Genomic DNA, 20,936 nt, shown 5'->3' with positions numbered 1-20,936 from the left:
GTCGCATTTGAATCAAAACGAAGCCGTGGACCGGCTATCCGTCTGCGTGCAAAGCCGCCGCTGACAAAGGAAATACGCGCCGCCAGCGCTTACGAAACTCTTGCGGCATCGGCGCTCGCCCCATAAGATGCGAATAATTCTTATTCGCAAGGACGCCACGCGGTCATGTCTGTCACTTTTTTGCCGACGACGGCCATCGATTTCGACGGAGATCGCGCGTGAGATCCGCGCTCGTTCGACTGCATCGCTGGTTCGGCATCGGGACTGCGCTGTTTCTGTTCGTCGCGGGACTGACGGGTGCGCTGATCGCTTGGGATCACGAACTCGACGCGGCGCTCAATCCGTCGTTCTTCGACGCGCGTACCCATGCCGCGCCGTTGCCGTCGCTGGAACTCGCGCGCCGCGTCGAGTCGGGCGACCCTCGGCTGCAAGTGACCTATCTGCCGCTCGCAGCCGAAAAAGGACACACGCTGCAAATGATGGTGATGCCGCGCGTCGATCCGAAAACGAACCAGCCGTATCCGCTCGACTTCAACCAGATCGCCGTCGATCCCGCCACGGGCGAGATTCAAGGCCGGCGCGAATGGGGCGCGTTGTCGGTCGCGCGGATCAATCTGCTGCCGTTCATCTACAAGCTGCACTACACGTTGTTTCTGCCGTTCACGCATGGCATCGACATCGGCACGTGGCTGATGGGCATCGTCGGCATCGTGTGGATTTTCGATAGCGTGATCGCGCTCGTGCTCGCGTTTCCCAGCGCGAAGGCGTGGAAGAAGTCGTTCGCGTTTCGCGTGCGGCGCGGCGGCTACGCGCTCACATTCGATCTGCACCGCTCCGGCGGCGTATGGATATGGGGACTGCTGCTGATCGTCGCGGTGACGTCAGTGTCGATGAATCTGTCGACGCCCGTCGTGCAGCCGATCGTCAAGCTGTTCTCGACGCTCACGCCGACGCCCTTCACCGATCCGTCGATGGTGCCCAACGCCCAACCCAACGACGAACCGCTGCCGCGCGAACAAATCCTGAAGGCGGCGGCACAGGCGCGCATCGAAAAGCATATCGATGCGCCGCCGGGCGCGATCTATTACGCACCGGCGCTGCATGTGTACGGCGTCGGCTATTTCGCAGCCGGCGACGATCACGGCGACGGCGGCCTCGGCAATGCATGGACGTACTGGAGTGCGCAGACAGGCCAGGCGCTCGGTGCGCAGATTCCCGGCCAAGGCACGGCAGGCGACCTCTTCATGCAGGCGCAATTCCCGCTGCATTCGGGGCGCATCCTTGGCATCGGCGGACGTGTTCTGGTCAGTTTCGTCGGCGTGATGGTGGCCGTGCTGAGCGCGACGGGCCTGTTGATCTGGCTAAAGAAGATGAACGCGCGCCGCCATGCGACGATCACGCGCGACGCAAAGTCACGCGCCGTTCGCGCGCAAGCCGAAAGCGCGACGTCGCAATAGAAAACCGGCGCAGTCGATCAGACCGGCGCCGAGCCTGGCAATATCAACACAAAGGCTCGAACCGGACATCAGCCGTTACGCGATCCGGTCAGATGTTCGTGCTGCAAGGAATACGGCTTGGCAACAGAAAATCATAAGGTTGTGGCCGAGTCCTGTTGCGATCATTGATGGTCGCTTCCACCGCTTTCAGGCTTGCCTGGAAGCGCTGCAACGGCCCACCCGCAGCAGCGATGCGAGGATCGGTAAAAACGGACGAGAACGGAAACAGATTCGAACGGTATTCGCCAAGCGGCGTGTGATACACCCCACCCAGCAATTCGAGCGTCGCGATCTGCAACATCGAAACGGGCAACGGTGGCAAAGCGAGGCGTTCCCAGGATTGCTGCGATTGTGCAACCGCACCCGACGGCGCGGGCGACCATCCGGACGCGGTGAACGCAGGCGGGTACGCCATCAACGCTTTCTGCGGGAAATTGACGGCGGCATGCTGCGCCGACGCGGTAAAGACAATCATCGTCACGACGTCGGCTAGTTGAGCAAGCGAAGTAATTGATCGAAAGCCTCTTATCTTCCCGCTATCCGCGACTGCCCTGACCCAGTTCGCAAGTTCCGCGTCGGACGTGACGTCGTAGTCGCTCTGGTAATACACGCCCAGGTATTCGCAAACCCAATCCTGAATCGCCTTCCAGACAAGCAAAGCATCATCACGATAAGGGTAATCGGGTAGGTATGCGCGATTGTCGACGCGACGGCTGTTCAGATCGGTGGGCAGCATGTTCGCGTAGAAGTCGAACGCGAGCCGGCCGGCGCCCGCCGTCTGCTGAATCGTCTCAATGGGTCCCGAGAAGAGGTTATCGATAATCGTGCCTTTGGCGATCAGCACAAAGCAGGCGAGGCTGTTGATGAACAGCGTGCCTTCGAAATGCGGCACCAGAAGCACATTCAGCGGATGCGAAGGAGCAAGCTCGCGATGGGTCGCAACGCAAAACGCCTCGCTGACAAGGTGCGTCCGTCCGAGATGAACGAACACTTCATGGTACGTGGTATCTGCAATCTGCACGCAGGTCTTGGCCATTCTCCACGCCCAATAGTCGGACGCGTCAGCCGTCCGGTCCGCCCGAAGAAATATCAGATTGTTGCCGGACTCCTGTCCGCACTGAATCGCCACCGGCATCATCGCGCCGCCATTGCGCGGAATCGCGAACAGCGCAATCGGCGCGAATCCAAACTTTGCAGGTCCACGCCTGGCGAGTCCTGCCAACTCCGCGTAGTCGAGAAGATAAAGCCGGTGCTGACTGCCTGCGAGTGCGAGGTCGTCATCGTTGCCCATGACCTTGCGATATTGCGCATTCGTCAATGGAAATTTGGGCGGAAGCGCTGTGACGCCGGCAATCAGCATCGGATTCGGCCCCGCCACTCGCCACCGCGCAAACGCCACGTCGTCATCCAGACTTTGAGCGACAGCCGGAAGCGGCGTTGTCGCGAATAACGCGTTCTGATACTGAAGTCCGTTTCCTTGAAGCATGCTCTTCGACGTTGCGGCAAGCTGGTCGTGTATCCGGGAGACCTCGCGGGTCATTGAAAAGAGCGTTACTTGCAGTTGCGCGGCTTGAGCGAGCATCGCAGCGGTTGGCATGCCACGCCCGACGTTGTTCGCCGCAAGCTGGTTGTATTGCTGAAGCGACGCGTTGAACCGCGAGCGGGCCGAATCCGCTTGAGCCTGCAAGCTTGCAATCCCGGTCACGCCAAGTTTGACGAGCGAAGCTGCAACATTCACGATGATATCGATACTGACCGGCAACACCTTGAGTAGCCAAGGCAGTGACGGCAAATCTTCGATCGGCACGATGGCAGCCATGGGCACGCCTTGCACCGATGGATAGTTCGTCGTCCACGTGTAGGCAATCCGTTTTGCTGTCAGCGCTGCACTTCGCGCTATTTGCGCGATAAACGGATCTTGCCTTGGCAGCGTAGGATTCGCACCCAGCAATGAAGCGGCTTGTGCAATAGAAGAACCCGTTAGCGGCGGAATCATCGCAAGGCTGGCAGTGGCACCCGACCACTTCAAGACGTCTCTTCTTCTCATTTTCCTCGACCTTTTGATCAGCGCTTGTTCCCATCGGGTGCGCGTGCGGCCGGCTCCGCGCTGCGCACACCGATGGACGATTCGATCGACACCCAGGTCTGCAACGCGTCGCGCCAGCACCGGGTTATCTTCGGAAAGTCAACTTTAATTCGCAATGCGAAAAAACGTATCCGAAACGAACGTGCGCGGCATCCGAATAAGCGCGCCGCTTTGAAACGCTCGACGTAAGGAACGTAGAGACGCCGGGCATGCGCAGACCGATATCCGGGTAGGAGAAGAGAGAGACAGCGACGTGTTTTCTGTCAAAGCCGTCGCAAGCGGAACCGGGACGGCATCCCGGTTCCGACAGAAGAGGGGCGGACGATCGATTATCGCGCCCGGTAAAACGCCTTAACGGAACACAACCGTCTTGCTGCCGTTCAGCACGATACGGTGCTCGACGTGCCACTTCACCGCGCGCGCGAGCGTCACGCATTCGACATCGCGGCCGATCGCCGTCAGTTGATCCGGCGTCATGCTGTGATCGACGCGCTCCACTTCCTGCTCGATGATCGGGCCTTCGTCGAGATCCGTCGTCACGTAGTGCGCCGTTGCGCCGATCAGCTTCACGCCGCGATCGAACGCCTGATAGTACGGCTTTGCGCCCTTGAAGCTCGGCAGGAACGAATGATGGATGTTGATCGCACGCCCCGTCAGCCGCTCGCACAATTCCGGTGACAGAATCTGCATGTAGCGCGCGAGCACGACGAGATCCGCCTTGCATTCGTCGATCACTTCCAGCACGCGCGCTTCCTGCTGCGCCTTCGCGTCCTTCGACGTCAGCGGGAAGTGATGAAACGGAATGTCGTAGCTCGCGGCAAGCTGATAGAACTCCTTGTGGTTCGAGATGATCGCGGGAATCTCGATGTTCAGCTGTCCCGTGCGATAGCGGAACAGCAGATCGTTCAGACAGTGACCGATCTTCGACACCATGATCACCACGCGCGGCTTCACGTTCGCGTCGTGCAGTTCCCAGCGCATGCCGAATTGCCCGGCGAGCGTCGCGAATGCTTCGCGCAGCGCTTCGAGGCCGGGATCGCCGCCCACCTGCTGAAAGTGGACGCGCATGAAAAATTCGCCCGTGTGGCTGTCGCCGAATTGCGCGGAGTCGAGGATGTTGCTGCCGCGCTCGAACAGAAAACCCGACACGGCGTGAACGATGCCGGGCCGATCGGCGCACGACAGTTTGAGAATAAAGCTGTGTTCGGTCGACATGACCTCGGTGACCCCCTTCTTCAGTGCGTGTTTCGTAGAGTGTGATGCAGTGCTTCAGGTGCGCGTGCGCGTTCGTCCGTCAGTGTCAGTCGATGACGGGCGGTTCGAACAGCGCGTCGATGCCAGCACACGCGTCTTCGTCGATCCAGCGGCGGCGCAACAGGCAATCGAGCGTCGCGAGGCTCGCATCGACCGTCATCGCGCCTTCTTCGATCGACTGCGCGACATCTTCGATGCGCGCCAGCCGATGCTCGCCCACTTCGCCATCCTGATTGCGCGGCGCGAAGTCTGCGGGCAACGCGAGGTCGTAGATGAAAATCTGCTCGGCCTGCGTGCCTTCGGGCAGCGATTGCAGCACATGCGCGGTGCGTCCCGCGACCGCGCGCGCGGCGATCTCTTGCGGAATGCCCGCTTCTTCCCAGCACTCCTTGACGATCGTTTCAGCGAGACTGAAGCCCCAGCCGATGCCGCCCGCAACGACGTTGTCGAGCATGCCCGGATCGGTCGCCTTCGTGTCGCTGCGGCGCGCGATCCACAACTGCGGCGCGCGATCTTCATATTCTACGACGCCGTTCAGATGCACCGCGTACGTCATCGTGCCGAAAAAGCGTGACGCCGCGCGCTCGATATACGCGAGCGGCGGCGCATCGAACGCATTGCGGATCGCGTAGGTTTCGTCGCGCCAGCCGGGAATGCAGCCGTCGGCGGCAAGCGCGCCGATCACCGAGCCCAGTGCTGCGCTACGCAGTGCGACCGTGTTGAATTGCGGCGCAAGCGTAACGCTCTTCGCATCGATGTCGAACACATCGGGCCAACGCGCGAGCAGCGGCACGTCGGTCGCGCGAATCCAGCCGACGCGCTCCCCGTCGATCACGAACGGAAGATGCCGCGCAGGATCGAAGCGGCGCGCGGCGGCGATGCAAGGCAAAGACATGAAGACTCCAGTCAGCGTAATACGTGTTGACGATCCAGCCGGCGGCTCCGACGACTCGAGCGGCAAACAGAATCAGTCGCGCAACGCGACCCGGATGCCGATCGCGATGAACGTTGCGCCCGCGAGCCGGTCGAGCCACACGCCCACGCGCGGACGACGCTTCAGCCATCCGCCGATCACACCCGCGCACACGCCGAACAGCGAGAACACGACGACCGTTTGCAGCATGAACAGCGCGCCCAGTTCGAGCATCTGCAACGTGACGCTCTGCACGCCGTGCGGATCGACGAACTGCGGCAGGAACACGACGAAGAACAGCGTCACCTTCGGGTTCATCATGTTGCCGATCACGCTCTGCCGGAAGATCGACGAAAGCGGCTGCGGCGGGCGCTCGTGCGCGGTCGCGAGACCGTTGCTGCGCAATGCCTTGATACCGATCCACACGAGATACGCCGCGCCCGCGAGCTTGATGATCTGAAACGCGACGGGCGACGAGCGCAGCACGGCGGCAACGCCGAGCGCTGCGAGCGTCGTGTGAAACGAGATGCCCGCGGCGAAACCGAGCGCGGCGACGAAGCCCGCCGCGCGTCCTTGCGAAATGCCGCGCGCCAGCACTTGCAGATTGTCGGGGCCGGGCGCGAACGTGATCGCTATCGATGTCGCGAGAAAGAGCAGGAAATTGGGCATTGCTCAGAGACTCCGTCGGAAAGAATCAGTGACCGCCGAAACCCGTCACGGTGAAAAGCGGCAGCCCTGCATCGCGCAGCAGCTTCGAGCCGCCGAGATCGGGCAGATCGATGATTGCCGCGCCTTCGACCACCGTCGCGCCAAGACGCTCGAGCAGCTTCTTGCCCGCCATCATCGTGCCGCCCGTCGCGATCAGATCGTCGACGATCACGATGCGGTCGCCGGGCTTGCACGCGTCTTCATGAATCTCGACAGTCGCCGTGCCGTATTCGAGCGCATACGATTCGGACACCGTCTTGTACGGCAGCTTGCCGATCTTGCGGATCGGAATGAAGCCGACGTTCAGCTCGTACGCGAGAATCGGCCCGATGATGAAGCCGCGCGCGTCGAGCCCCGCGATGTAGTCGAGCTTCTGGTCGATATAGCGCTGCACGAACATGTCGATCAGCACCCGCAGCGTTTTCGGGTTTTGCAGCAACGGCGTGATGTCGCGAAACTGCACGCCGGCCTGAGGCCAGTCGGGCACCGTGCGGATCTGGCTGTTGATGTAGTCGGCCGGATCGAATGGCTTGTTCGCAGGCGCGTTGGACATGATGACTCCAGACGGGTCGTCGAAGACCCCGATGTTTCCAGTGAGTTGCTTGAATACGGCGCGCGTTCGTCGAGCGCCGCCGCGTGATCGGTGTTGGTGAACGGCAGCAAACGTCAGGCCGCCGCCGCGCCCGCGCGCCGATGCTTCGACAGACGCTCCTCCGCTTCCGCCAGCGCTTCGGGCAGGCCGCGCAGCACGACGATGTCGCTTGCGCGAAGTTTAGTCGATGGATCGGGCTCGACGCCGCGAATGCCGTGTCGCCGGATCGCCGTCACTTCGACGCCGAGATCGAAGAGGCCGAGTTCTTCGAGCGTGCGCCCGACGGCATCGGCCTTCTCGTCGACGGGGACCGATTGTAGCCGCACCTGCTCGTGACCGTCGTCGTCATCCACGTCGTCCGCGCCGTGAAAATAGCCGCGCAGCAGGCTATAGCGTTCGTCGCGCAACTCCTCGACGCGCCGCACGACGCGCCGCATCGGAACGCCCATCACGACGAGCGTGTGCGACGCAAGCATCAGACTGCCTTCGACGATTTCCGGAATCACTTCCGTCGCCCCAGCGGCGAGCAGCTTTTCGAGGTCGCTGTCGTCGACGGTGCGCACGATGACGGGCAGCGTCGGCTCGAGTTCGTGGATGTTGTGCAGCACGCGCAGCGCCGACGGCGTATTCGCGTACGTGATCGCGACGGTCGCCGCGCGATGGATACCCGCCGCGAGCAGCGACTCGCGCCGCCCCGCATCGCCGAACACCACCGATTCGCCCGCCGCCGCGGCCGCCGACACGCGGTCGGGATCGAGGTCGAGCGCGACATACGACAGCCCTTCGTGCTCCAGCATCCGCGCGAGGTTCTGTCCGGCGCGACCGTAGCCGCAGATGATCACGTGGCCGGTTTGCTTCAGGCTTTGCGTCGCGATGCGCGTCATCTGCAACGACTGCATCATCCATTCAGTCGACGACAGCCGCAGCACGATGCGATCCGCGTTCTGAATGAGGAATGGCGCGGCGAGCATCGACAGCAGCATCGAGGCGAGAATCGCCTGCAGGAACGTCGCGTCGACGAGGTGCTTGTCGAGGATCAGATTGAGCAGCACGAAGCCGAACTCGCCCGCCTGCGCGAGTCCGATGCCCGTGCGCATCGCCACGCCGGGCGTCGCGCCGAACAGCCGCGCGAGCCCCGTGATCATCACGGCTTTCAGCAGCAGCGGGCCGATCAGGAACGCGAGCACGACGAGCGGATGTGTCCAGATCACGCGCGGATTCAGCAGCATGCCCGTGGTCACGAAGAAGAGACCGAGCAGCACGTCGCGAAACGGCTTGATGTCCTCTTCCACCTGATGCCGGTACGGCGTCTCGGCGATCAGCATGCCGGCGATGAACGCGCCGAGCGCGAGCGACAGGCCGAACTTGTCGGTGATGAACGCCGCGCCCAGTGTGACTAGCAGCAGGTTCAGGATGAACAGTTCCTGCGAACGGCGGCGCGCCACGACGTTGAACCAGCGCGTCATGAACTTCTGCCCGACGATCAGCAGCAGCGACAGCGCGATCACGATCTTGATCGACGCGATGCCGAGCGACTTGACGAGATCGTCCGAATTTCCGCCCAACGCCGAGATGATGATCAGAAGCGGCACGACGGCGAGATCCTGGAACAGCAGCACGCCGAAGATGTTGCGGCCGTGCTCGGTCTCGATCTCGAGCCGTTCCGCGAGCATCTTGCTGACGATGGCCGTCGATGACATCGCGAGCGCGCCGCCCAGCGCGACGCTGCCCTGCCACGAGATATGCACCCAACGCTCCAGCACCATGCCGACCGATACCGCGACGGCCACCGTGCCGAGCACCTGCAGCAAGCCGAGGCCGAACACGAGCCGGCGCATCGAGCGCAGTTTCGCGAGCGAAAACTCCAGCCCGATCGAGAACATCAGGAACACGACGCCGAATTCGGCGAGATTCTGCGCACCGACGGAATCGGGCACGAGGCCGAACGCGTGCGGCCCGACGACGATCCCCACCGTCAGATAACCCAGCATCGGCGGCAGGTTCAGATAACGGAACACGACGACGCCCACCACTGAGGCCAGCAGCAGAAACAGCGTCATTTCGAGCGGGGAAATCATCGGCAAAAGCGCATCGGAGAGAGCGTCCTGGTTCGTCAGCGAAGCCACGCGCAAACGCCCGCGCAGCAAGGTCGAAGGGCCGGTGAGGGCAATGTCCGGAACGATCGGTCCCGGCGCGGCGAACATACGCCTTTGCTATACTCCCCGGATGATAGCGAAAATCAATGGCGATCGGGCACTTGCGCTCGCTCGCGACGTGCTCGACATCGAAGCGGACGCCGTGCGCTCCCTTCGCGATCATCTCGACGACTCTTTCGTCGAAGCGATCGATTTCATACTCGGCTGCCGTGGACGCGTGGTCGTCTCAGGCATTGGCAAATCCGGTCATATCGCGCGCAAGCTGGCGGCGACGCTCGCCAGCACGGGCACACCCGCGTTTTTCGTGCATCCCGCCGAAGCAAGCCACGGCGACCTCGGCATGGTCACGGCCGACGACGTGTTCATCGGTATGTCGAATTCCGGCGAATCTGAAGAACTCGTCTCGATCCTGCCGCTGATCAAGCGCCTCGGCGCAAAATTGATCGCGATGACGGGTCGCCGCACCTCGAGTCTCGCCAGGCTCGCCGACGTCCATCTATATTGCGGCGTCGAAAAAGAAGCGTGTCCTCTGAATCTCGCGCCGACGGCGAGCACGACGGCGGCGCTCGCGCTCGGCGACGCGCTCGCGGTGGCCGTGCTCGAAGCGCGCGGCTTCGGAGAAGACGATTTCGCGCGCTCGCATCCGGGCGGCGCGCTCGGCCGGCGCCTGCTCACGTATGTGCGCGACGTGATGCGCACGGGCGACCAGATGCCGATGGTCCTGTCCGGATCGACCGTGCGCGACGCGCTGTTCCAGTTGACGGCGAAGCGCATGGGCATGACGGCCATCGTCGACGAAAACGAGCGCGTCAAGGGCATTTTCACCGACGGCGACCTGCGCCGCGTGCTCGAACGCGACGGCGATTTCCGCGCGCTGCCCATCGAATCCGTCATGACACATGGCCCGCGTACGATCGGTCCCGACCGGCTCGCCGTCGAGGCCGTGGAACTGATGGAGCGTCATCGCATCAATCAGATGCTCGTCGTCGATGAAACGGGCAAGCTCATCGGCGCGCTCAACATGCACGACCTGTTCTCGAAGAAGGTGATCTGATGGCCTCTTCCGCCCTGACCGCGGCCGAACGCGCGAGCCGCGTGAAGCTGATGATTTTCGACGTCGACGGCGTGCTCACCGACGGCGGCCTGCTGTTTACGGCCGAAGGCGACACGATGAAGGCGTTCAATTCGATGGACGGCCACGGCGCAAAGCTGCTGCGCGAAGCCGGCATCGACACGGCGATCATCACGGGGCGCAAGTCGGGCATCGTCGCGGTGCGCGCGCGGGAATTGCGCATCACGCATCTTTATCAGGGCGTCGAGCACAAGCTCGAAGCGTTCGCCCAATTGCTGGACGAAACGGGCCGCACGCCCGAAGAATGCGGCTATATGGGCGACGACTGGGTCGATCTGGCCGTGATGCTGAAAGTCGGCTTCGCGGCCGCGCCGGCAAACTCGCATCCCGAAGTGATCGCCCGTGCGCACTGGGTCAGCGAAGCGCGCGGCGGCCACGGCGCCGTGCGCGAAGTATGCGATGCGCTGCTGCGCGCGCAAGGCCGCTATGACGCGCTGCTCGCGGCGGCGTGCAGCGGCGAGATGCCGCGGGGCCTCGTCGGATGAACCGGTTTCGCTGGACTTCGCTGATACCGCTCGTCGCGATGGCGGCGCTCGCAGGGATCACATATTGGCTGCTGCAAGCGACGCTGCCGCGCCAGAACGAAGGCGCGGTCAAGCCGAAGCAGCACACGCCCGATTATTTCGCCGACAGCTTCTCGGTGTCCGAGCTCGATCAGTCGGGCGCGACGCAATACCGCCTCACCGCGGCGAAGCTGGTTCACTACGAAGACACCGAAGTGAGCGACCTGGCGAAGCCCGCGATCCGCGCGTTTCAGCCCGGCAAGCCGGTCGTCACCGCGACGGGCGACCGCGGCACGGTGAACGCGGACGCGTCGATCGTCGATCTGTACGACAACGCGCGCATCCTGCGCGACGCGGGCTACGGCGATCCGCAAATGCAGGCCGATTCCGCGCATTTCCGCGTGCTCGTCAACGACGATGTGATCGAGACGGAAAAGGCGGTTAAACTTCAGCGCGGCCAGTCGATCATGACGGCCAGCGGCATGAAATACAACAATGTCACCCGGGTCATGCAGCTATTCGGCAACGTGCGCGGCGCCATCGCCCCCGTCGACTCCGGCGGCTCCCAGAAGCAACCCGGGTAATCCAATTCCAGGCGTGACTGCATGAACGAATCGTTCCCCCGTTTTGAGTCCGGCCGCATGCGCGCGCTGTGCGCGAGCCGCGCCGGACTTGCGGCACTGTTGATCGCATTGCCGCTCGCCGGTTTTGCGCCGCTCGCGCACGCCGAGCGTGCCGACAAGGACAAGCCGCTCAATATCGAAGCGGACAACATGACGTACGACGACCTCAAGCAGGTCAACATCTTCACCGGCCACGTGGTCGCGACAAAAGGCACGATCGTCATCAAGGCAGACCGCGTCGAAGTCTCGCAGGACCCGCAGGGCTATCAATATGCGACGGGCACGTCGACTGGCAAGAACCTCGCGTATTTCCGCCAGAAGCGCGACGGCGTCAACGAATATATCGACGGCGATGCCGAACGCATCGACTACGACGGCAAGCAGGACCTCACCACGCTGACGACGCGCGCAACGGTGCGCCGTCTGCAAGGCCTCACGACGCTGATGGACGAAGTGCATGGCAGCGTCATCACATATGACGGCCAGAACGATTTCTATACGGCGAAGGCCGGCAAGGACGTCGCGGGTCCGGGCAATCCGAATGGCCGCGTGCGCGCGATGCTGTCGCCGCGCAACGGCGGCGCGCAACCGATCAGCGGCCCTTCTGCGACGCTGCAACCGACCAACCAATTCCAAGGACAAGGAACGACGAAGCCGTGAGCGCCCCTGCCCTTCCCAACCGAAAACCCGCCGGCACCAGCAGTTCGCTCGTCGTACGCAATCTGAAGAAGCGCTATGGCTCGCGCACGGTCGTCAAGGACGTGTCGCTCGACGTGAAAAGCGGTGAGGTGGTCGGCCTGCTCGGGCCGAACGGCGCGGGCAAGACCACGTCGTTCTATATGATCGTCGGCCTCGTGCCGCTCGATGCCGGCGAGATCGACCTCGACGGCAAGTCGATCAGCCTTCTGCCGATCCACAAGCGCGCGTCGCTCGGACTGTCGTATCTGCCGCAGGAAGCTTCCGTTTTCCGCAAGCTCTCCGTCGAGGAAAACATCCGCGCCGTGCTCGAACTGCAGATCGGCGAAGACGGCAAGAAGCTGTCGAAGGATGCGATCGCGTCGCGCACGGAAGCTTTGCTCGACGAACTGCAGATCGCGCATCTGCGTGAAAATCCTGCGCTGTCGCTGTCGGGCGGCGAGCGCCGCCGTGTCGAAATTGCACGAGCGCTGGCAACGAACCCGAGCTTCATTCTGCTCGACGAGCCGTTCGCGGGCGTCGACCCGATCGCCGTGCTGGAAATCCAGAAGATCGTGAAGTTCCTGAAGCAGCGCAACATCGGCGTGCTCATCACGGATCACAACGTCCGGGAGACGCTCGGTATCTGCGATCACGCATACATCATCAGCGACGGCAGCGTGCTCGCGGCCGGCGCCCCCGGCGACATCATCGAAAACGAGAGCGTGCGCCGCGTCTATCTGGGCGAACACTTCCGCATGTAAGGCGCGCCCGCGCCGGGCGGCCGACGCGTTCGGCTCGCCCTTCTTCGCCCAACCCTGCCGCCGTTTCACGAACGGGCCCAGTAATTTTGACGCCGGACTGGCTTGTTTCCGCCGTCCGCGCCAAAATCTCTTGCACGCGCGTTTTTGCGGGTGTCGCAATGTATCGCGGTCGTGGCAAACTCTCTACAATGATTCACAACTTGCCATGAAAGCCAGCCTCCAACTCCGCCTGTCGCAGCATCTTGCGCTGACACCTCAACTACAGCAGTCCATCCGGCTGCTGCAGCTGTCTACGCTTGAGCTGCAACAGGAAGTCTCGATGGCGATCGCTCAGAATCCGCTGCTCGAAGCGGAGGACGACTGGATCGCGAGTCCGTTGCGCGTTGCCGCCGACGGGTCCGTGATCGCGCAAACGCCGCAAAGCGCCGCGCCGGAGCAAATGTCGAGCGCGCCGCCGTCCACTTCGTCGACGTCGACCAGCGAGAGCGCCGATGGCGGCGAACCGCAGAGCGTCGACGAGTACAACGGCCTGGGCTCGGATGCTAACGCCGATTCGAGCCAGTGGAACCTCGACGACTACGGCCGTTCAGGCAACGCGTCGGACGACGACGATCTGCCGCCGCTGCAAATCCACGAATCGACTACGACGCTGCGCGATCATCTGACCGCGCAATTGCGCGTGACACAGGCAAGCCCTCGCGACCGCGCGCTCGTCACGTTCCTGATCGAATCGCTCGACGACGACGGCTATCTGACGGCCACGTTCGACGAAATTCTCGCTGACCTTCCCGAAGAACTCGAAGTCGATACCGACGAACTGAACGCGGCGCTGGCGTTGCTGCACAGCTTCGATCCGGCAGGTGTCGGCGCGCGTTCGGCGTCCGAGTGCCTGCGTCTGCAATTGTGCCGGCTCGATCCGTCGCCGACGCGCACGCTCGCGCTCGACATCGTCGCGCATCACCTCGAGCTGCTCGCGGCGCGCGATTTCACGCGGCTGCGCAAATACCTGAAGGTCAGCGACGACGACCTGCGCGAAGCCCACGCGCTGATCCGCTCGCTCGAACCTTTCCCGGGTGCTTCGTACGGTAAGGCCGAAGCAGACTACGTCGTGCCCGACATCATGGTGCGCAAAACGGCACAGGGATGGCTGGCCGAACTGAACCCCGAAGTCGTGCCGAAGCTGCGCATCAACCATCTATACGCGAATATCCTGCGCAACAATCGCGGCGATCCGGGCAGCGGTTCGCTGCGGCAACAACTACAGGAAGCGCGTTGGCTGATCAAAAATATTCAGCAGCGTTTCGAGACGATTCTGCGTGTCGCCCAGGCGATTGTCGAACGTCAAAAGAACTTTTTTGCGCACGGCGAAATTGCCATGCGCCCCTTGGTTTTGCGGGAAATAGCTGATACGCTGGGTTTACACGAGTCGACGGTCTCGCGTGTGACAACCGGCAAGTACATGCTCACCCCGTTCGGGACGCTTGAATTTAAGTACTTCTTCGGATCGCACGTTTCCACCGACACGGGGGGCGCGGCCTCTTCCACGGCCATTCGCGCACTCATCAAGCAACTGATAGGAGCAGAAGACACCAAATCTCCTCTTTCAGACAGCCGCATTGCCGAACTGCTGGCAGAACAGGGTTTCGTGGTCGCGCGCCGTACAGTTGCGAAGTATCGCGAAGCACTGAAAATCCCAGCAGTCAATCTGCGCAAGTCTCTGTAGCCCGCTGCCTCCTGTGGCGGGTATTTTCCGGCCGCGCCGCTGTATGGCGGAGCAGGCTGGCCGATGCGACCTGCCAGTAGCCTGTCAACGGGGGACGGCGTGGTAGTCGCGAGAATCGACCGGCGCTCGCGCGATTCATGCGGACCAAGCGGCCACTAGCTTGGAGAAGCACTATGAATCTGAAGATCAGTGGACACCATCTCGATGTAACGCCAGCGTTGCGAGAATACGTGATCACCAAATTAGACAGGGTGCTAAGACATTTCGATCAGGTGATCGATGGCAATGTGGTCCTCTCGGTCGACAACCACAAGGAAAAGGAAAAGAGACAAAAGGTTGAAATCAACCTGCATCTGAAAGGCAAGGACATTTTCGTCGAAAGCTGCGATGGCGACCTTTACGCCGCGATCGACCTGATGATCGACAAGCTGGATCGGCAAGTCATTCGTCACAAGGATCGCCTGCAGGGCCATCAGCACGATGCGATCAAGTATCAGCCGGTGGCGGCGCAACCCGAAGTGCCACCGCAATAAGCAGATCCGGAAGTTGCTTTGTTCCCCGCGAAACCGCCCGACATCGGGCGGTTTTTCGTTGAGAGGCCCGTCGCAATCGATTGCCCGCGCGCCGCGTTTCCTGCGAACGTTCGGGCCCGCACACGCGATACTGCACGATTCGTTTTTTCCCTCATGGCGCGGCGCACCATATGTTGCAACCCTGTTCTATAATAAATCGATTGCCTTTAGGGGTTTTGTCCAGCCCGAGTCCTGCACAAAGGGGTCATTGCGGATCTCAGGGGCGGGGCTCATTGCGCATCGTTGTGTCCGCTATGAGCAGTTACCACGCATGGAACGCTTTTCAAACGCCACAGCGAGGAGAATCCAGGCGACCTTTGCGCCTGCCAACATGAATCGTTTAGCCAAATATCTTCCCCTCGAAAACGTCGTCGTCGGTCTTTCGGTTACCAGCAAGAAGCGCGTATTCGAGCAAGCGGGCCTGATCTTCGAAAACCAGAACGGTATCGCCCGCAGCACAGTGACTGACAATCTGTTCGCGCGCGAGCGTCTCGGTTCGACGGGACTCGGCGAAGGCGTCGCGATCCCGCACGGCCGCATCAAGGGCCTCAAGCAGCCGCTCGCCGCGTTTGTGCGCCTGTCCGAACCGATCCCGTTCGAATCGCCCGACGGCCAACCCGTTGCGCTGCTGATCTTCCTGCTGGTCCCGGAACAGGCGACGCAGCAACACCTGGAGATCCTGTCGGAGATCGCCCAACTGTTGTCGGACCGCGATGCGCGCGAACGGCTGCACACGGAACAGGACCGCGAGGCATTGCATCGCCTGCTCACTCAGTGGCAACCTTGACGTGTCGGCGTGGCGCAGCGTCCGTGAGAAGAGCACGAGGCCGCGTCCGGGACACGCGGCGATCGTCCTGTGAACGGGGCGTCGCGGCGAGCCGGACACATCCCGTGCGAAGCGTGGCGGAACGCGCAACAAGCGAATAACGAGCAGGAAAACAGGCGGGGCAGCGGCCAGAGCGCACCGATGCAGCACTACGGCAGCACCAGGGCGGCACCACAGCGGCACATATGAAGTCAGGGAGTCAGGGATTCATGGATACGTCCAGCATCAACGCCCAGAGCATTTTCGACGACAACGCCGCCGCGCTGAAGCTCAGCTGGCTGACGGGGCATGAGGGCTGGGAGCGTGGCTTCTCGGCGGAGACGGTTGCAACCGCAACGTCCAGTGCCGACCTCGTCGGCCACCTGAACCTGATCCACCCGAACCGGATCCAGGTGCTCGGCGACGCCGAAACCAACTACTACCAGCGTCAATCCGACGAAGACCGTTCGCGCCACATGGCCGAGCTGATCGCGCTCGAACCGCCGTTCCTCGTGGTCGCGGGCGGCGTCGCCGCGCCACCGGAACTGGTCCTGCGCTGCACGCGTTCGTCGACGCCGCTCTTCACGACGCCGATGTCGCCGGCAGCCGTGATCGACAGCCTGCGCCTCTACATGTCGCGCATTCTCGCGCCGCGTGCAACGTTGCACGGCGTGTTCCTCGACATCCTCGGCATGGGCGTGCTGCTCACGGGCGACTCCGGCCTCGGCAAGAGCGAACTCGGCCTCGAACTGATCAGCCGCGGCCATGGTCTGGTCGCCGACGACGCCGTCGACTTCGTACGCCTCGGCCCGGATTTCGTCGAAGGACGCTGTCCGCCTCTGCTTCAGAATCTTCTGGAAGTACGCGGTCTGGGGCTGCTCGACATCAAGACGATCTTCGGTGAAACGGCCGTGCGCCGGAAGATGAAACTGAAGCTGATCGTGCAGCTGGTGCGCCGACCGGACGGCGAATTCCAGCGTCTGCCGCTCGAGAGCCAGACCGTCGACGTGCTCGGCCTGCCCATCAGCAAGGTCACGATCCAGGTGGCGGCCGGCCGAAACCTCGCGGTGCTGGTCGAGGCGGCCGTGCGCAACACGATTCTGCAACTGCGCGGCATCGATACCTTGCGCGATTTCATGGACCGCCAGCGTCTCGCGATGCAGGACCCCGACAGCCAGTTTCCCGGCAAGCTGATCTGACGCGATGGACGAGAAGCCGCGGCGGCACAGTGGGTCGCACCGGATGCTATGATGAACTCAACGGATTCCTCGACTCCATGCGCATTATCCTGATCACCGGCATCTCCGGCTCCGGCAAATCTGTTGCGTTGAACGCGCTCGAAGACGCGGGCTACTACTGCGTCGACAATCTGCCGCCGCGCTTTCTGCCCGAACTCGCCGCGTATATCGCGGGCGACGGCCAGGACAAGCTCGCGGTCGCGATCGACGCACGCTCGGGTGCCTCGCTCGAAGACATGCCGCAGATGATCCGCGATCTCGCCGGCCAGCACGATGTGCGCGTGCTGTTCCTGAACGCCAGCACGCAAGCCCTGATCCAACGCTTTTCCGAAACGCGCCGCCGTCATCCGCTGTCGGGCTCGCCTGCGCACGATGCCGACGTCGGCGTGCTGACATCGCTTGCCGAAGCGATCGAACGCGAACGAGAACTCGTCGCAGGTCTCGCCGAGTTCGGCCATCAGATCGACACCAGCAACCTGCGGGCAAACGTCTTGCGCGCGTGGGTCAAGCGTTTCATCGAGCAGGAGCACACGGGCCTTGCGCTGATGTTCGAGTCGTTCGGCTTCAAGCGCGGCGTGCCGCTCGACGCCGACTTCGTTTTCGATGTGCGCGCGCTGCCGAACCCTTATTACGATCGCGAGCTGCGTCCGTTGACGGGACTCGACAAGCCCGTCATCGATTTCCTCGATGCATTGCCGATCGTCCAGCAGATGATGGCCGACATCGAGTCGTTCCTGCAGAAGTGGCTGCCGCATTTCCGCGACGACAATCGCAGTTACCTGACCGTCGCAATCGGTTGCACGGGCGGACAGCACCGCTCGGTATTCATCGCCGAAACGCTTGCCGCGCGTTTCGCGAGCGAAGCGAATGTGATAGTGCGGCATCGCGATGCGCCGATCGACGTCGACGACTCATCGAAACTGGTCGCCTGAGGTCTCCGATGGTGGCTTGACCGGCCGCTCGAGGCGGCCCTAACCGAAGCGTTGCGCCATGTCCTCTACACCATCCGTGCTTGCCGATGTGCCACTTTTCCCATTGCACACCGTCCTCTTTCCCGATGGACTGCTGCCTCTGAAAATCTTCGAGGCCCGCTACCTCGACATGGCGCGCGACTGTCTGCGCGACAAGACGCCGTTCGGCGTGTGCCTGCTGAAAAGCGGTGCGGAGGTCGCGCAGCCCAACGAACCTTCTGTGCCGGAAGCGATCGGCTGCCTAGCGGAGATCGACGTGTGCGACGTCGACGAGTTCGGCATGCTGCTGATTCGCGCGCGCGGCACAGAACGGTTCCGCCTGCTGTCGCATCGCGTCGAATCGAGCGGCTTGCTGGTCGGCATGGCGGAACTGGTGGGCAGCGACGTGCCGCTCGAAGGCACGGGGCACATGGAAAAATTCGGCGCGTGCGCAGAAGTGCTCGAACGCATCATCGCAACCATACGCGAGCGCGACCCGGAAAGTCTTCCGTTCATCGAACCGTTCAGGCTCGACGATCCCACATGGGTATCGAACCGTTTGTCGGAAGTGCTGCCGATCGCATTGAAGGCACGGCAAAAACTGATGGAGTTGCAAGACGCCGGTGCGCGCATCGATGTCGTGCATCACTACATGCAGCAACATCAGCTGCTGTAGCTCGCGGCCGATCAGATCAGCGAGCCCTGCAGGCCTTCTAGCAGCTTGCGCACGGGAGCAGGCACGCCATACGCATCGAGTTCGTTCAGCGACATCCACACGGTATCGGCGTCGCGCGCGTTCGCGTCGATTGAAGAGCGATCGAGTTCGGCAAGACGCGGCTCGATATCCAGCCTGAAATGCGTGAACACATGCGTGAGCGGCGCGAGCGGCGAGACATCGGCACCGCCGAAGTCGCGCGCGAGTTGCGCGAGCGCCGCTTCATCGGCCGCTTCCGGCAGACTCCACAAACCGCCCCAGATGCCCGACGGCGGACGCTTCTCGAGCATCACGGTATCGCCGTCGCGCAGCAGCAGCATCCATATGCGGCGAGTCGGCACGGTCTTTTTCGGACGCGCCGCCGGCAATTCGCGCTGACGGCCCGTCACGTTCGCCACGCAATCCACCGCGAACGGACAGCGCGCGCAGTCGGGCTTGCCGCGCACGCACAGCGTCGCGCCGAGATCCATCAGACCTTGCGTGTATGCGCTCACGTCATCGTCGGTTGCGTTCACGGGCAGCAGCGATTCCGCGAGCAGCCACATGCCGTTCTCGACTTTCTTCTCGCCCGGAAATCCTTCGACGCCGAATACGCGCGCAAGCACGCGCTTCACGTTGCCGTCGAGAATCGTCGCGCGCGCGCCGAATGCGAACGATGCAATCGCGGCTGCCGTCGATCGTCCAATCCCCGGCAATTCCGCGAGCGCTTCGACCGATTCCGGAAACCGGCCGCCGTGCTGTTCGACGACCACCTGCGCGCAGCGATGCAGATTGCGCGCGCGCGTGTAGTAGCCGAGGCCGGCCCACAGCGTCATCACGTCGTCGGCGGGCGCGCAGGCGAGCGCGGCCACATCGGGGAAACGCGCGAGAAAACGCGCGTAGTACGGAATCACCGTCGACACCTGAGTCTGCTGCAACATGATTTCGGACAGCCAGATCCGGTATGGATCGCGCGTGTTCTGCCACGGCAGGTCATGACGGCCATGTTCGCGCTGCCATGCGATCAGGCGCACAGAGAAATCGGACAGAGCGGGTATCTTCGAGGACGCGGTCGCGGGGACGGTCGCAGATGCTGTTGATGAGGCAGGCGAAGAAGCGGTCGAGGAAATGGAAGCGGACATGAATGATTCAGCGCTGACAGGTCGGACAGTAGTAAGTGGAACGTTGCCCCTGCACGATCTGTTTGATCGGCTTGCCGCACACGCGGCATGGCAGACCCGCGCGATCATAGACGAAATAGTCGAGCTGGAAGTAGCCGCTCTCGCCGTTGCTGCCGACGAAATCGCGCAACGTGCTGCCGCCCTTTTCGATCGCGGAGGCGAGCGTGGCGCGCACGGCGTCTGCAAGCAGATCGTAACGAACGAGCGAGATGCGTCCGGCTGGCGTGGTCGGTCGGATACCGGCGCGGAACAGGCATTCGGATGCGTAAATGTTGCCCACGCCGACGACGATTTCACCCGCGAGCAACACCTGCTTCACCGATACCTTGCGCCCGCGCGTCTTACGATGCAGCAGCGTGCCGGAAAAAGAAGGTGCGAACGGCTCGACGCCGAGCGCTGCCAGCAACGGATGATCAAGAATGTCGCCGGCCGAGCGCGGGTGCCATAACACAGCGCCGAAGCGACGTGGATCGCGAAAGCGCAAAATGAAGTCGTCGAATACCCAGTCGACGTGATCGTGCTTTGCAGCTGCCGGCGGATGCGGCACGTTGCGCAGCACTCTGAGCGTCCCCGTCATGCCGAGATGCACGATGAACCAGCCCTCGTCGATCTCGAACAGCAGATATTTGCCGCGCCGTTCCACTTTGTGGACCAGCCGGCCATGCAGCAGGCGCGCGAAACCGGCTGGAATCGGCCAGCGCAGCGCGGGCGTGCGAACGTCGACGCGCTCGACGCGCCGCCCGGCGACAAACGGCTCGATTCCGCGTCGCGTAACCTCAACTTCTGGCAACTCTGGCATGTCTAACTGGTCTGCAACTTGCGTCCGTGGTTATGCGCTTATTGTAGCGAGCGCGTTACAATCGTCCGAAAC

Annotated in this window: 20 protein-coding genes; 12 read left to right on the top strand and 8 right to left on the bottom strand. The window is 62.5% G+C overall.

The features are described from left to right. Nucleotides 1-218: 218 nt before the first annotated feature. Nucleotides 219-1,457, top strand: a complete 1,239-nt coding sequence (locus tag VSR68_RS26065; protein WP_342942585.1) for a PepSY-associated TM helix domain-containing protein — start codon at nucleotides 219-221, stop codon at nucleotides 1,455-1,457. An 88-nt stretch (nucleotides 1,458-1,545) separates the two neighbouring features. Here VSR68_RS26065 and VSR68_RS26060 read toward each other — a convergent pair whose 3' ends face one another. The 6 genes from VSR68_RS26060 to VSR68_RS26035 all read right to left on the bottom strand — a co-directional run bounded on the left by VSR68_RS26060 (nucleotide 1,546) and on the right by VSR68_RS26035 (nucleotide 9,127). After that, on the bottom strand, nucleotides 1,546-3,315 hold the full coding sequence (locus tag VSR68_RS26060) for a lipoxygenase family protein (RefSeq protein ID WP_342942584.1): 1,770 nt from the start codon (nucleotides 3,313-3,315) through the stop codon (nucleotides 1,546-1,548). 618 nt (nucleotides 3,316-3,933) lie between these two features. Then, on the bottom strand, nucleotides 3,934-4,797 hold the full coding sequence (purU, locus tag VSR68_RS26055) for a formyltetrahydrofolate deformylase (protein ID WP_342942583.1): 864 nt from the start codon (nucleotides 4,795-4,797) through the stop codon (nucleotides 3,934-3,936). A gap of 85 nt (nucleotides 4,798-4,882) precedes the next feature. Further along, a complete protein-coding gene (locus VSR68_RS26050) occupies nucleotides 4,883-5,731 on the bottom strand; it encodes an NUDIX hydrolase (protein ID WP_342942582.1) in 849 nt (282 codons plus the stop codon). Nucleotides 5,732-5,803: 72 nt separating this feature from the next. Next, nucleotides 5,804-6,418 (bottom strand): LysE family translocator, encoded by a 615-nt coding sequence (locus VSR68_RS26045; RefSeq protein WP_342942581.1) that lies wholly within the window; start codon nucleotides 6,416-6,418, stop codon nucleotides 5,804-5,806. Nucleotides 6,419-6,443: 25 nt separating this feature from the next. Further along, nucleotides 6,444-7,010: an adenine phosphoribosyltransferase gene (locus VSR68_RS26040; RefSeq protein ID WP_342942580.1), complete on the bottom strand. Its 567-nt coding sequence runs from the start codon at nucleotides 7,008-7,010 to the stop codon at nucleotides 6,444-6,446. Nucleotides 7,011-7,123: 113 nt separating this feature from the next. Next, nucleotides 7,124-9,127 carry a cation:proton antiporter gene (locus VSR68_RS26035; protein ID WP_342942617.1) on the bottom strand — a complete coding sequence of 668 codons (2,004 nt, stop codon included), beginning with the start codon at nucleotides 9,125-9,127 and terminating at the stop codon, nucleotides 7,124-7,126. Nucleotides 9,128-9,275: 148 nt separating this feature from the next. Here VSR68_RS26035 and kdsD point away from each other — a divergent pair, with 148 nt between their 5' ends. The 11 genes from kdsD to VSR68_RS25980 all read left to right on the top strand — a co-directional run bounded on the left by kdsD (nucleotide 9,276) and on the right by VSR68_RS25980 (nucleotide 18,866). Then, complete coding sequence (gene kdsD / locus VSR68_RS26030; protein ID WP_342942579.1) at nucleotides 9,276-10,259, top strand: arabinose 5-phosphate isomerase KdsD; 984 nt, start codon at nucleotides 9,276-9,278, stop codon at nucleotides 10,257-10,259. Continuing rightward, the gene (locus VSR68_RS26025; RefSeq protein ID WP_342942578.1) at nucleotides 10,259-10,822 is read left to right on the top strand and encodes an HAD family hydrolase; all 564 of its coding nucleotides are present in this window, start codon (nucleotides 10,259-10,261) and stop codon (nucleotides 10,820-10,822) included. Before kdsD ends, VSR68_RS26025 begins: the two co-directional genes overlap by 1 nt. After that, nucleotides 10,819-11,424, top strand: coding sequence for an LPS export ABC transporter periplasmic protein LptC (gene lptC / locus VSR68_RS26020; protein WP_342942577.1), 606 nt, complete (start codon nucleotides 10,819-10,821; stop codon nucleotides 11,422-11,424). Before VSR68_RS26025 ends, lptC begins: the two co-directional genes overlap by 4 nt. Nucleotides 11,425-11,445: 21 nt before the next feature. Continuing rightward, nucleotides 11,446-12,123 carry a lipopolysaccharide transport periplasmic protein LptA gene (gene lptA / locus VSR68_RS26015; protein WP_342942576.1) on the top strand — a complete coding sequence of 226 codons (678 nt, stop codon included), beginning with the start codon at nucleotides 11,446-11,448 and terminating at the stop codon, nucleotides 12,121-12,123. Continuing rightward, entirely contained in the window at nucleotides 12,120-12,902 is a 783-nt protein-coding gene (lptB, locus tag VSR68_RS26010; protein ID WP_342942575.1) for an LPS export ABC transporter ATP-binding protein, read from the top strand. The genes lptA and lptB overlap by 4 nt, the downstream gene beginning before the upstream one ends. Before the next feature lie 205 nt (nucleotides 12,903-13,107). Continuing rightward, complete coding sequence (locus VSR68_RS26005; protein WP_342942574.1) at nucleotides 13,108-14,625, top strand: RNA polymerase factor sigma-54; 1,518 nt, start codon at nucleotides 13,108-13,110, stop codon at nucleotides 14,623-14,625. 173 nt (nucleotides 14,626-14,798) lie between these two features. Beyond that, nucleotides 14,799-15,158: a ribosome hibernation-promoting factor, HPF/YfiA family gene (hpf, locus tag VSR68_RS26000; RefSeq protein WP_342932384.1), complete on the top strand. Its 360-nt coding sequence runs from the start codon at nucleotides 14,799-14,801 to the stop codon at nucleotides 15,156-15,158. A gap of 310 nt (nucleotides 15,159-15,468) precedes the next feature. Beyond that, entirely contained in the window at nucleotides 15,469-15,984 is a 516-nt protein-coding gene (gene ptsN, locus VSR68_RS25995; RefSeq protein ID WP_342942616.1) for a PTS IIA-like nitrogen regulatory protein PtsN, read from the top strand. A 248-nt stretch (nucleotides 15,985-16,232) separates the two neighbouring features. Further along, nucleotides 16,233-17,201 (top strand): HPr(Ser) kinase/phosphatase, encoded by a 969-nt coding sequence (hprK, locus tag VSR68_RS25990; protein WP_028365019.1) that lies wholly within the window; start codon nucleotides 16,233-16,235, stop codon nucleotides 17,199-17,201. 77 nt (nucleotides 17,202-17,278) lie between these two features. Continuing rightward, nucleotides 17,279-18,172 carry an RNase adapter RapZ gene (gene rapZ / locus VSR68_RS25985; protein ID WP_342942573.1) on the top strand — a complete coding sequence of 298 codons (894 nt, stop codon included), beginning with the start codon at nucleotides 17,279-17,281 and terminating at the stop codon, nucleotides 18,170-18,172. Between the two features lie 58 nt (nucleotides 18,173-18,230). After that, nucleotides 18,231-18,866: an LON peptidase substrate-binding domain-containing protein gene (locus VSR68_RS25980; RefSeq protein ID WP_342942572.1), complete on the top strand. Its 636-nt coding sequence runs from the start codon at nucleotides 18,231-18,233 to the stop codon at nucleotides 18,864-18,866. 11 nt (nucleotides 18,867-18,877) lie between these two features. On the opposite strand, the gene mutY is transcribed toward VSR68_RS25980, so the two are convergent. Together mutY and mutM are read right to left on the bottom strand one after the other, a co-directional pair. Continuing rightward, nucleotides 18,878-20,026, bottom strand: coding sequence for an A/G-specific adenine glycosylase (gene mutY, locus VSR68_RS25975; RefSeq protein ID WP_428983586.1), 1,149 nt, complete (start codon nucleotides 20,024-20,026; stop codon nucleotides 18,878-18,880). Between the two features lie 7 nt (nucleotides 20,027-20,033). Beyond that, nucleotides 20,034-20,864, bottom strand: a complete 831-nt coding sequence (gene mutM, locus VSR68_RS25970) for a bifunctional DNA-formamidopyrimidine glycosylase/DNA-(apurinic or apyrimidinic site) lyase (RefSeq protein ID WP_342942571.1) — start codon at nucleotides 20,862-20,864, stop codon at nucleotides 20,034-20,036. Nucleotides 20,865-20,936 lie beyond the last annotated feature (72 nt).

The organism is Paraburkholderia phymatum (genome assembly GCF_038900715.1).
GTDB lineage: Bacteria > Pseudomonadota > Gammaproteobacteria > Burkholderiales > Burkholderiaceae > Paraburkholderia > Paraburkholderia phymatum_A.
The sequence above is the reverse complement of the archived record's forward strand: the minus strand, read 5'-3'. Positions and strand labels throughout refer to the sequence as shown.

Bases quoted from the DNA above. Each gene is read 5' to 3' on its own strand.
- VSR68_RS26060 (WP_342942584.1), bottom strand. From the start codon at position 3,315: ATGGCTGCCATCGTGCCGATCGAAGATTTGCCGTCACTGCCTTGGCTA.
- purU (WP_342942583.1), bottom strand. From the start codon at position 4,797: ATGTCGACCGAACACAGCTTTATTCTCAAACTGTCGTGCGCCGATCGG.
- VSR68_RS26050 (WP_342942582.1), bottom strand. From the start codon at position 5,731: ATGTCTTTGCCTTGCATCGCCGCCGCGCGCCGCTTCGATCCTGCGCGG.
- VSR68_RS26045 (WP_342942581.1), bottom strand. From the start codon at position 6,418: ATGCCCAATTTCCTGCTCTTTCTCGCGACATCGATAGCGATCACGTTC.
- VSR68_RS26040 (WP_342942580.1), bottom strand. From the start codon at position 7,010: ATGTCCAACGCGCCTGCGAACAAGCCATTCGATCCGGCCGACTACATC.
- VSR68_RS26035 (WP_342942617.1), bottom strand. From the start codon at position 9,127: ATGATTTCCCCGCTCGAAATGACGCTGTTTCTGCTGCTGGCCTCAGTG.
- kdsD (WP_342942579.1), top strand. From the start codon at position 9,276: ATGATAGCGAAAATCAATGGCGATCGGGCACTTGCGCTCGCTCGCGAC.
- VSR68_RS26025 (WP_342942578.1), top strand. From the start codon at position 10,259: ATGGCCTCTTCCGCCCTGACCGCGGCCGAACGCGCGAGCCGCGTGAAG.
- lptC (WP_342942577.1), top strand. From the start codon at position 10,819: ATGAACCGGTTTCGCTGGACTTCGCTGATACCGCTCGTCGCGATGGCG.
- lptA (WP_342942576.1), top strand. From the start codon at position 11,446: ATGAACGAATCGTTCCCCCGTTTTGAGTCCGGCCGCATGCGCGCGCTG.
- VSR68_RS26005 (WP_342942574.1), top strand. From the start codon at position 13,108: ATGAAAGCCAGCCTCCAACTCCGCCTGTCGCAGCATCTTGCGCTGACA.
- hpf (WP_342932384.1), top strand. From the start codon at position 14,799: ATGAATCTGAAGATCAGTGGACACCATCTCGATGTAACGCCAGCGTTG.
- ptsN (WP_342942616.1), top strand. From the start codon at position 15,469: ATGGAACGCTTTTCAAACGCCACAGCGAGGAGAATCCAGGCGACCTTT.
- hprK (WP_028365019.1), top strand. From the start codon at position 16,233: ATGGATACGTCCAGCATCAACGCCCAGAGCATTTTCGACGACAACGCC.
- rapZ (WP_342942573.1), top strand. From the start codon at position 17,279: ATGCGCATTATCCTGATCACCGGCATCTCCGGCTCCGGCAAATCTGTT.
- VSR68_RS25980 (WP_342942572.1), top strand. From the start codon at position 18,231: ATGTCCTCTACACCATCCGTGCTTGCCGATGTGCCACTTTTCCCATTG.
- mutY (WP_428983586.1), bottom strand. From the start codon at position 20,026: ATGTCCGCTTCCATTTCCTCGACCGCTTCTTCGCCTGCCTCATCAACA.
- mutM (WP_342942571.1), bottom strand. From the start codon at position 20,864: ATGCCAGAGTTGCCAGAAGTTGAGGTTACGCGACGCGGAATCGAGCCG.